9 protein-coding genes are annotated in these 10,032 nt (G+C 73.8%); 4 read left to right on the plus strand and 5 right to left on the minus strand.

Annotated elements, in window-relative coordinates; genetic code table 11:
- The coding region (locus ADY01_RS27140) for an LCP family protein (protein WP_049578783.1) at positions 1–1,015 on the minus strand (1,015 nt) is incomplete at its 3' end.
- Positions 1,016–1,118: 103 nt separating this feature from the next.
- On the opposite strand from ADY01_RS27140, the gene ADY01_RS27145 reads away from it, so the two are divergent.
- Positions 1,119–2,126: a glycosyltransferase family 2 protein gene (locus tag ADY01_RS27145; RefSeq protein WP_107081839.1), complete on the plus strand. Its 1,008-nt coding sequence runs from the start codon at positions 1,119–1,121 to the stop codon at positions 2,124–2,126.
- Positions 2,127–2,171: 45 nt separating this feature from the next.
- Here ADY01_RS27145 and ADY01_RS27150 read toward each other — a convergent pair whose 3' ends face one another.
- From ADY01_RS27150 to ADY01_RS27165, 4 genes are all read right to left on the minus strand, one after another.
- Positions 2,172–4,046, minus strand: a complete 1,875-nt coding sequence (locus tag ADY01_RS27150; RefSeq protein WP_049578784.1) for an LCP family protein — start codon at positions 4,044–4,046, stop codon at positions 2,172–2,174.
- A gap of 57 nt (positions 4,047–4,103) precedes the next feature.
- On the minus strand, positions 4,104–5,522 hold the full coding sequence (locus tag ADY01_RS27155) for an LCP family protein (RefSeq protein WP_324613336.1): 1,419 nt from the start codon (positions 5,520–5,522) through the stop codon (positions 4,104–4,106).
- A 548-nt stretch (positions 5,523–6,070) separates the two neighbouring features.
- Positions 6,071–6,328, minus strand: coding sequence for a hypothetical protein (locus ADY01_RS27160; RefSeq protein WP_049578788.1), 258 nt, complete (start codon positions 6,326–6,328; stop codon positions 6,071–6,073).
- Positions 6,329–6,367: 39 nt separating this feature from the next.
- Positions 6,368–7,120: a TIGR03089 family protein gene (locus ADY01_RS27165; RefSeq protein ID WP_049578790.1), complete on the minus strand. Its 753-nt coding sequence runs from the start codon at positions 7,118–7,120 to the stop codon at positions 6,368–6,370.
- 127 nt (positions 7,121–7,247) lie between these two features.
- Here ADY01_RS27165 and ADY01_RS27170 point away from each other — a divergent pair, with 127 nt between their 5' ends.
- The 3 genes from ADY01_RS27170 to ADY01_RS27180 all read left to right on the plus strand — a co-directional run bounded on the left by ADY01_RS27170 (position 7,248) and on the right by ADY01_RS27180 (position 10,011).
- On the plus strand, positions 7,248–8,504 hold the full coding sequence (locus ADY01_RS27170; protein ID WP_049578792.1) for a peptidoglycan recognition protein: 1,257 nt from the start codon (positions 7,248–7,250) through the stop codon (positions 8,502–8,504).
- 79 nt (positions 8,505–8,583) lie between these two features.
- A complete protein-coding gene (locus ADY01_RS27175) occupies positions 8,584–9,504 on the plus strand; it encodes a DNA-3-methyladenine glycosylase family protein (protein WP_053171256.1) in 921 nt (306 codons plus the stop codon).
- A 102-nt stretch (positions 9,505–9,606) separates the two neighbouring features.
- Positions 9,607–10,011: a DUF1992 domain-containing protein gene (locus ADY01_RS27180; protein WP_049578796.1), complete on the plus strand. Its 405-nt coding sequence runs from the start codon at positions 9,607–9,609 to the stop codon at positions 10,009–10,011.
- Positions 10,012–10,032 lie beyond the last annotated feature (21 nt).

Consider the following 10,032-nt stretch of genomic DNA (forward strand, 5'->3'; position numbering starts at 1 on the left):
GTTCCGGGGTGGGGAGGGGGGTGTCCTCCCGGAGGGCGGCGAAGAGGGCCCTGGCCTCCTTCTCGTTCCAGGTGACCGTGGAGCCGAGGCCGGGGACGTCGTGGGCCGTGTCGGCGACCGGGACCGAGGTGAAGTCGGCGCCCGAGGTGGTGAAGTGGCGCATCAGCCCGGCCAGTTCGAGCATCTGCTCGGCGCCGAAGCCGGGGTCGGCCCGGACGGAGTCCAGCAGGGCGTCGGCCGTCTTGCCGACATGCGCCGGGTTGAGCAGGACGCCCGCGCTGACCGCCTCGTCGAGGAAGGCCGCCAGGAAGCGCTGCTGACGTTCCATCCGGTCGAAGTCCGAGGTGCCGTCCAGGTGGCGGGCGCGGACATAGGCCAGGGCCGTCGCGCCGTCCAGGACGGAGGTGCCCGCGGGCAGGTCGAGGCCCGAGTAGTGATCCCTCAGGCGGCGCTTGGTGCACACCTTGACCCCGCCGATCTCGTCCACGGCGCGCATGAAGCTGACGAAGCTCACCTCCAGGTAGTGGTCGACCCGCAGGTCCGTCAGGTCCTCCACGGTGCTGACCATCAGCTGGGGACCGCCGTGCGAGAGCGCGGCGTTGAGCTTGTCGGCGTGGGTCCCGTGGTGGCTGCCGTCCGCGGCGAAGGTGTGCGCGGGGAGCGTGGCGTAGGAGTCGCGGGGCAGGCTGACGACGGTCGCGCGGTCGCGGGACTCCGAGACGTGGAGCAGCAGAACGGCGTCCGCGCAGCGGCACGAGGCGTCGCCCACGTGGTAACGGTCGCGCTCCTCGGCGGTGAGGCCGTCGCGGGTGTCGGTGCCGATGAGCAGGATGTTCAGGCCGCGGCCCGCGTCCGGGCGGTCGCGCAGCCCGGAGAACGGGTCGACGCGGCGGACGTTGCTCTCGGCGGAGGAGACCACCGCGTGGCCCGCTCCGCTGATGAGCAGGACGAGGGCGGCGAGCGCGCCGGCGGTCTTCAGGCCCCAGCGGCGGCGGTTCGGGCGTCGGACGGGCATCGTCGGTCACCTCCCGCCCGTCACCGTATGTCCATACGATCTATGGCCTGGGGTGGCGCGCGCCCGGGTCCCCCGATCGCGGTAACGTGAGCCGGTGACCAGCATTCCGACCCCCGCGGTGTCCGTCATCATGCCGGTGCTCAACGAGGAGCGCCATCTGCGCAGCTCGGTCCGGCACATTCTGGAGCAGGACTATCCCGGCGAGATCGAGGTCGTGATCGCGCTCGGCCCCTCCACCGACCGGACGGACCGGATCGCCGGCGAACTCGTCGCCGAGGACGCCCGCGTGCGGACCGTTCCCAACCCGACCGGCCGGACCCCGGCCGGGCTCAACGCCGCGATCAACGCGTCCAGGCACCCCGTGGTGGTGCGCGTGGACGGGCACGGCATGCTCTCGCCCGGCTATATCGCCACGGCCGTGCGGCTGCTCGACGAGACCGGCGCGGTCAACGTCGGCGGCGTCATGCACGCCGAGGGCGAGAACGACTGGGAGCGCGCGGTGGCCGCGGCGATGACCTCGCGGATCGGCGTGGGGAACGCGGCGTTCCACACCGGCGGCGAGGCGGGGCGGGCGGAGACCGTCTACCTCGGGGTCTTCCGCCGCGAGGTGCTGGAGCAACAGGGCGGGTACAACGAGGAGTTCATCCGCGCGCAGGACTGGGAGCTCAACTACCGGATCCGGCAGGCGGGCGGGCTGATCTGGTTCTCGCCCGAGCTGACGGTCTCCTACCGGCCGCGGCCCTCGGTGCGGGAGCTGGCCAAGCAGTACCGCAACTACGGGCGCTGGCGGCACGTGGTGGCCCGTTACCACTCCGGCTCCATCAACCCGCGCTACCTGGCGCCGCCCGCCGCGCTGCTCGCCATCGCCGCGGGGTTCGTGGTGGGCGGGGCGCTGACGCCCTGGGGTTACGGGGTGCCCGCGGGCTATCTGGCGGCGATAGCCCTCGGCTCGGTGCCCGCGGGGCGCGGGCTGCCGGTGGGGGCGCGCGCACGGATCCCGCTCGCGCTGGCCACCATGCACCTGTCCTGGGGCTGGGGCTATCTGACCAGCCCGCGGAAGCTGGCGCGGAAGGTCATCGCCTCGCGCAGGGAGCCGGTCACCACGCCCTGACCCGGGCGACCGGCGGGGGCCGCCCTCGCCGGCCGGGCGCGGCGGCTACCAGGTGTAGGCGGGGTTGACGTGCATGCACGCCTCCTCGTCGCCGGAGAGGATGGCCTCCTCGTCGACGGCCGGGCCGCCGTCACCGCCCTCGCCGCCGTCCGTGGCGCCGCCGTCGCCCGGGTCCTCGGGGCGTTCGGTGTAGGAGGTGCCCTCGCGCCAGTCGGCGCCGATGACGAGGGTCACCTGTTCGACGGTCGTGGATATCCGGACCGCCGAGCCCGGCAGCCCCAGCGCGGACGCGACGGCCTCGGCGTTGGCCGCGTTGCCGCCCTCCGGGTAGAGGACCTGGCTGACCGCCTCGGTGACGGGGGTCTCGTCGGTGCCCGCGAGCGTGAAGCCCAGGCGGTGCAGCTCGTCGGTGATCACGCTGGCCCGGCCGTTGACCGGGAGTTCGAGGTCGCCGCCGGTGCCGTTGCGGACGGCGACCGGGATATCCGCCGCGGGGTCGGCCGTGGCCTCGGGCGACGCGTCGGCGCCGTCCTCGCCGCCCTCGCCGCCGCCCTCGCCGCTCTCGCCGTCGTCGGCGGGCGCGGCGTCCTGGTCGTCCAGCGGTATGTCCTCCCGGACCAGGGCGAAGAGCGCCTCCGCCGCCTCCGGGTCGGGAACGACCGTGGCGTCCGGGTTGTCCGGGTCGGGGAGCCAGGGCAGGGTCACGCTGTTGATGCGGTCACCCGGCACCGAGCGCAGGTCCTCGCCGAGGTCGTAGAGCTTCTGAACGGTGCCGAGGCCGTGGTCGACGGTCAGCGCGCTGGTCGCGGCCTCGGCCAGGTTCATCAGCTCGGTCGGGTTGGTCAGGGAGGTGCCGGCCTGGAGCTCGTCGACCATGTTGCTCAGATACATCTGCTGGGCGCGGGTGCGCCCGACCGCGTCGCTGCCGTTCTCGAAGCCGTGGCGGGTGCGGAGCCACTGGAGGGCCTGCTCGCCCTCCACCACGGTGGTGCCCTCCTCCAGCCTGAGGTGGGACCTGTCGTCGTAGATGTTGGCGTCCACGCAGACCGGGACGCCGCCGACCGCGTCGGCCATCTCCACCACGCCGGAGAAGTCCAGCATCATGAAGTGGTCGATGGGGACCCCCGTCATCTCCTCCCAGGTGGCGACCACGCAGCCGGGGCCGCCGTGGTCGAGGGCGGAGTTGATGCGCGCCTTGGGGGCCTCCTCGTAGACCTCGCCGGTGTCCGGGTCGGTGCACTGCGGGATGGTGACCATCGTGTCGCGCGGGACGCTGATGAGGCTGATGTTGCTGCGGTCCGCCGAGGCGTGCATGAGGAGCTGGACGTCGGCGCGCTGGCCGCCCTCGCCGCCGCCGCCCAGCGCCTGGTTGTCCTCGCCGGTGCGGGAGTCGGAGCCGAGGAGCAGGATGTTCAGCGGGGTCTGGCCCGCGGCGTTGGGCTCGGCACGGTCCAGCTGGTTCTCGCCGAGGTTGAGCTCGTCCTTGGTGAGGTTGTTGTTGAGGTGCCGGAGGTAGAGCCAGCCGGCGACCGCGACGGCGAGGAGGACGAACGCCACCCCCGCGGAGGTCCAGACGAGGACACGGCGCCAGCGGGACACCGGCTTCTTGCGGGTGCGCCGGGCGCCGCCGCCGGGCGGGCCGCCCGGTCCGCGCGGGCCCGGGGGGCCGCCCGGACCGCCGCCTCCCGGACGGCCGGGGCCGCCACCGGGGCCGCCCGGGTGTCCGTTGCCTTCCGTGTCGGGGTGGTCGTGCGGGGAGACGGGCCCGCCGGTGCGGGCGGAGGTGCCGGGGCCGGCGCCGGGGGCGGGGCCGCCGTCGCCCCGCTGGTAGAGGCTGTCGTCCCAGCCGAGCTGCGCGGCGCTGCTGGTGCCGCGGGCGGGGCCGCCCTCACCCTCACCGGGTATGCCGGTTCTCCGCACGGGAATCCCCCACTCGTCTCTTCCGCTCGTCCCCGCCCGCCACGAGCGGTGGAGACGTCATGAGGCGCAGACGTCTTCGTCATCCGCCGTGATGCTGTCGACGTCCGCCGGCCGTTCCGCCGGGACCTCGATCGGCTGGCCCGCGCCCTGGAAGTCGTCCCCGAGGATCAGACTCATGGGTGCCTCGCCGGCGTCCTCCGACTGCTCCTTGAGCGCGGAGTCCGGCAGCCCCATCATGTCAGCCAGGGTCGCCGCCTGGTCGGCCTGGTCAGGGCCGTACTCCAGGGTGGTCTCGGCCTGCGGCGCCGGAGCGTTGCCCTTGTTGGTCGAGAGCAGCACTCCCTGGTCGTTCTGGAGCCAGTCCAGGGTGACCTGGGCGGCACCCATCACGTTACCGCCGTTGTAGACGTCGACCCTGACCTCCTCGGCCGGGGCCATCTCGGGCTCCTGCTCGGCGTCGCCCCCCTCGCCGCCCTCGCCGCCCGACCCCTCGCCCTCCTCGGCCGTCATCGAGATGTCCTGCTGGAGCATCTCGAAGATCGGCTGGGCCCTGCCCTCGTCGACCACGACGGTGGCCTTGGCGCCCTCCGGCTCGTCCGGGTTGTCCACGACGGGCAGGGTCACGAAGGCCATGTCCGACATCGGGACCCTCCCGACCTCGGACGCCAGCCCGTAGAGCTTGTCGATGCTGCCTATGCCCGTGTCCACGGCGAGCGCCTTGGTCGCGGCGTCCGCGAGGTCGTAGAAGCTGCCGAGGCTGGAGAGCAGGTCGCGCTCGGTGATCTGGCGGGCCATCGAGGCCAGGAACTGCTGCTGGAGCTCGATCCGGCTCAGGTCGCTGCCGGTGCCCACCGAGTACCGGGTGCGCACGAACGACAGGGCTTCCTCGCCCTGGAGCTCGTGCCGCCCGGCGTCGAGCTGGAGGCCCGACTTGGGGTCGTCTATGGGCTCCGAGACGCAGACCGGCACGCCGCCGACCGCGGTGGAGAGGTCCTTGACGGCGTTGAAGTCGGCCATCATGAAGTGGTTGATGCTGACGCCGGTCAGCTCCTCGACCGTGCGCCAGACGCAGCCGGGGTCGCGTCCGTCGGTGCCCAGGCTCTGGTTGAAGCGGACGTCCTGCGAACCGGGAACGGTGATGGTGCTGCCGTCCTCCTGCCTGACCTCGCAGTCCGGGATGTCGGTGATGAGGTCGCGCGGGATGCTCAGCCCGGTGGCGTGGGTGCGGTCCTTGGAGAAGTGCATGAGCACCGTGGTGTCGGCACCCTCGCTCGCGTCGCCGCCGTAGCTGTCGTTGCCCGAGCCGTCGCGGGTGTCGGTGCCGATGAACAGCAGGTTGACCGCTTCGTCGGACTGGTAGTCGTTCTCGATGCCGACGTCGTACTTCTCGATGTTGTTGTTGAAGCGGTTGTAGAGGTACCAGGCGCTCGCGCAGCCGACGACCAGCAGCAGCGCCAGGGTGCCGCCGATCCACATGAACGCCTTCTTCGTGCGGGAGCGTTGCTTCTTCGCCTTGCGGCGGTCCCGCGTCCCGCCTCCTCCTCCGCCCGCGCCCTTGCGGCGGCTGCCGCCGGGAGCGCGGCGGTCGCGCTGCGGGGGAACGGGCCGGTCGCCCGCCGGCGGCGTCTCACGGTCGCCGGGAGCGGATGACGGACTGCGACGCTGCTGTGGCGGAGTGTTACGCGCGGTGCGTGAACCGCCCGCGGGAGACGACGGCCGCCCCTGCTGTCCGGACTGCCCTGGCCGTCCCGCGCCAGGCAGTTGCAGCTCATAGGTGCCGGTCTCCGGGTTGAACACCCACTGATCCGCGGGATCGACATTTCCCGCGCCCCCGCGTCCCTGCGCTTCCACGAGTCGGTGCGCCCTCCGTGTGCCTGCTACAGGTCAGACGGCACACACTAGCCGCCAGGTTCCGCGCATCGCGATTACGGTGACCTACACCACCCGGAGCGGTGGGGGCAATCATCCGGCTAGTTACCCTTTTTAGAGTTTTTTATCTCCTTGCTCTTTACCCGCGCATGGGATTAACGATCGGAATCCGTGACGGGGAACGGGTCGGGGCGCGGCTCGCCGCGGGTCCCGGTCACCAGCGCCGAGCCGGCCGCGGCCGTCACCAGCAGGGCGGTGGCCACGGCCGATGCCACCCAGCGCGCCCAGCGGCGGGCGCGCCGGGGCGGGTCGCCGGGCGGCGCCCCGGCGGCCGGGACCGGGAGGGCGGGCGGCGAGCATGGCTCGGGCACGGCGACGAGCCCCTGGTACGTGGCCTGTCGCGGCACCCTCATGCTCACGATCCTGCGGGCGGCTCCCGGCCGCTGCCACCGTCAGTCGGCGAAGTGGGTGACGCGCTCACTCTCCCGGCGCGCGGCCAGGGCCCCGGCGTCGAGGCGGGCGGCGTTGCGGCACAGGACGACGGAGGCGCCAACGGCGAGCGGGGCGAGGAGACCGGCCGAGATCCCGGCCCAACTGTCGAACGGGGCCAGCGACATGATCCGCCCGCCCGTGCCGAGTCCGCGGAACGCCGCGTCGGCGCGGGCGCGTTCCACGGCCTCGCCGCCGGAGATGTCGACGCCGTCGAGCACGAGCACGGGGTCGGCGGGGCCGGGCGGGTCGGTGGCGGCGAAGGTGTCGGGCTGGCCGGGGACGGTCACCGCGTAGTCGACGAAGCCTTCGGGCGGCTGGGGAAAGCGCGCCCCGAGGGGGCGCAGGCTCAGCGCGACGCGCTCCCCGCGGCAGGAGCGGGCCGTGTCGAGCGCGTCGGGGCCGCTGACCACCAGGTCACCGGAGGCCGGGTCGCCCCCGATGTCGGCGACCACGCCGGTGGCGGAGCAGGCCAGCAGCCAGACGGCCGTCTGCCAGTGGGCGGGCAGGTGCAGCGTGAGCCGGTCGCCGGGCTCGGCGGCGAGCTCGTCGTGGAGGAGGTTGGCCGTCTTCGCCACCCAATTGGCCAGGGTGGCGACGGAGAGCTCGACACGTTCCCCGGTGGCGTCGTCGTAGAACGTCACCAGGGGGCGCGTCCCGTCCGTGGCAAGCGCGGAACGCAGCAGGTCGGCGGGGGTGCGGTCATGGATATTCACCCGCGCCAGCGTACGCGGGGGCGCTGCGCCGGTCGGTGGACGCGTGGGCCCGCGGAAACTCACGGTCCGTCACACCCCCGTTACTCCGTAAATAGACATATACGCTCCGCTATGTCCAAGATTTGACATGCGCTCATTCCTCGCTTCCACGATCGGTGCGGCCTGCACGGCCGCCCTCGTCGTTCCCCTTCTTCTGCCGGGCAGCGCGGCTGCCCATCCCGCGCCCGCCGACCACGCGGCCCGGGCGGTGGGCGAGCCGCGGGACCGGGCCCCCGCCTCGGCCGCCCCGCGGGCCGGTGGCGTCCAGTCCCTCGCGCTTCAGCCGCTCGACGTCGGCATGCGCGCGGGCGGCGACCCCGGCTCCACGGCCGAGCCCGCCGAGCCCGCCGGAAGCCGGGGGCTCCCGTCCACGGACACCGGCCCGTACTCGTTGCTCGGCGTCGTCTGGTCGGACCCCGCCGAGGAGTTGCGCGGCCGGGTGGAGGTACGCGCCCGCTCCGAGGCCACCGGCGCCTGGTCGGACTGGCTCGAACTCGACCCGGCCGCCCACCACGCGCCCGACCCCGGCACGGCGGAGGCGGGCGGCGGGGAGGTCCGCGGCGGGACCGCGCCGCTGTGGGTCGGCGCCTCGGACGGCGTGCGGGTGCGGGTGGTGCCCGAGCGGGGCGACCCGGCCGGCGGGCTGCCCGAGGGCCTGTCCGTGGAGCTGATCGACCCGGGCGAGAGCGAGGCGGACGGCGCCCCCGCGCAGCAGGTGGAGGAGCGGTCCGCGGCGGGCGAGCACGAGGGGCCGCGCCCGCCCATCGTCATCCGCTCCGGCTGGGGCGCGGACGAGGGGCTGCGGGAGAGCGGCTTCGTCTACACGGACACCGTCAAGACCGTCTTCGTGCACCACACGGCGGGCGGCAACAACTACTCCTGCGACGAGGCTCCCTCGCTCATCCGCGGCATCTACCGCTACCACGTGGAGAGCCAGGGCTGGCGCGACGTCGGCTACAACTTCTTCGTCGACAAGTGCGGGCAGATCTACGAGGGCCGCGCGGGCGGCGTGGCCGAACCGGTGCAGGGCGCGCACACCTCCGGGTTCAACCACAACAGCATGGGCGTGGCCGTCCTCGGCACCTACTCCTCCACCGACCCGGGGCGCGAGGTGCGCGACGCGCTGTCGCTGCTGACCGCGTGGAAGCTCGGCCTGCACAACCGCAACCCGCTCAACAGCAACAACAGGACCTCGGGCGGCGGGACGTACCCGGCGGGCACGACGGTGCGGCTGAACAACGTCTCGGGCCACCGCGACGGTTACGCCACCGACTGCCCCGGCGACGAGCTGTACGGCGACCTGCCGACCGTGCGGGAGACGGCCGCGAGGCTCCAGGGCAGATGAACGCCCCTGGCCCGGGGCCGCGCCGGCGAGACCCGGGGCGGATGGGGCGCGGCACGGGTCCCTCGCTAGCCTTCCGATCGTGCCCGACCACAGCCGCACCCGCGTCTGGGCCCCAGAGGCCCCCTACGACCTGCGCCGCAGCCTGCTCGTGCTGCGGCGCGGGCCGTACGACCCCGCGTTCCGCGCCGGGCGCGACGGGGTGGTGTGGCGCGCGACCCGCACGCCGCTCGGACCCGCGACGCTCCGCCTCGCGGCGGGCGCGGACGGGGTGACGGCGACGGCGTGGGGCGAGGGGGCACCCTGGGCGCTCGACCGGCTGCCGGGGCTGCTGGGCGCCGAGGACGAACCGGAGGCGTTCGTTCCGCACCACCGGCTGGTCGCCGAGTCGCTGCGGCGCAACCCGGGGGTGCGGCTGGTCCGCACCGGGCTGGTCCTCGAATCGCTGATCCCGTCGATCCTGGAGCAGCGGGTCACCACGGAGGAGGCGTACCGGGCCTGGCGGCTGCTGCTGACGTGGCACGGCGAGCCCGCGCCGGGGCCGGGGGCGGCGGCGGGCATGTACGTGATGCCCGAGCCGGTGGCGTTCGCCCGCATCCCGTCGTGGGAGTGGCACCGGGCCGGGGTCGATCCCAAGCGCTCGGCGGCCGTGGTGCGCGCGGTGCGGCTCGCCCGGCGGATGGAGGAGGCGTCGGCGATGGAGCTGCCCGCCGCCATGGCCCGCCTCCAGGCGGTGCCCGGCATCGGCCCGTGGACGGCGGCCGAGGCGCTGCAACGCGCCAACGGCGACCCCGACGCCCTCACGGTCGGCGACCTGCACCTGCCGGGGATCATCGGCTTCGCGCTCGGTGGCGAGCGCGGTGCCGACGACGCGCGGATGCTGGAGCTGCTGGCGCCCTACGCGAGGCAGCGGCACCGCGCGGCCCGGCTGGTCCTGCTGACCGGGGTGGCCCCGGCGCGGCGCGCCCCGCGCCAGCGGCACGCGCGGATCGCCCGGTTGTAGCCCGTTCCGGCCCGGTTCCCGCCGGGTCGCGGCCCGCTCGTACCCTGGAGGGGCAGCCGTGCCGCCGTGCTGCCGCACCGCCGTCCGGCGAAGGAGTGGACGATGACCGAACGCAAGCCCCCCGGCGTGAACTTCGAGACCTGGGTCGACCGGCAGATCCGCGAGGCCGAGGAGCGGGGCGAACTGGCCCGCCTGCCGGGCGCGGGCAAGCCGCTGCGCGGCCTCGACCAGCCGTACGACGACCTGTGGTGGGTCCGCGGGAAGATGGAGAGCGAGCAACTGTCGTATCTGCCGCCCTCGCTCGCGCTGCGCAAGGAGGCGGAGGACGCCGTCGCGGCGGCGGGACGCGCCCGGTCGGAGGAGCGGGTGCGGAAGATCATCGAGGACGTGAACGTCAAGATCCGCGCGGCGATCCGGCGGCCTCCTGAGGGCCCACCGCTGGGCATGGGGCCGATCGACGTGGAGCGTGTGGTGCGGGAATGGCGTGAGACGCCGGGTGGCGATTAGGTGCGGGGGTGTGGGTGGCTG

It is taken from the genome of Streptomyces sp. SBT349 (assembly GCF_001083795.1).
Taxonomy (GTDB): Bacteria; Actinomycetota; Actinomycetes; order Streptomycetales; family Streptomycetaceae; genus Streptomyces.

What these genes read in the sequence shown, in the direction of transcription:
- ADY01_RS27160 (WP_049578788.1), bottom strand. Translation starts at nt 6,328, where the DNA reads ATGAGGGTGCCGCGACAGGCCACGTACCAGGGGCTCGTCGCCGTGCCC.
- ADY01_RS27180 (WP_049578796.1), top strand. Translation starts at nt 9,607, where the DNA reads ATGACCGAACGCAAGCCCCCCGGCGTGAACTTCGAGACCTGGGTCGAC.
- ADY01_RS27155 (WP_324613336.1), bottom strand. Translation starts at nt 5,522, where the DNA reads ATGTGGATCGGCGGCACCCTGGCGCTGCTGCTGGTCGTCGGCTGCGCG.
- ADY01_RS27170 (WP_049578792.1), top strand. Translation starts at nt 7,248, where the DNA reads ATGCGCTCATTCCTCGCTTCCACGATCGGTGCGGCCTGCACGGCCGCC.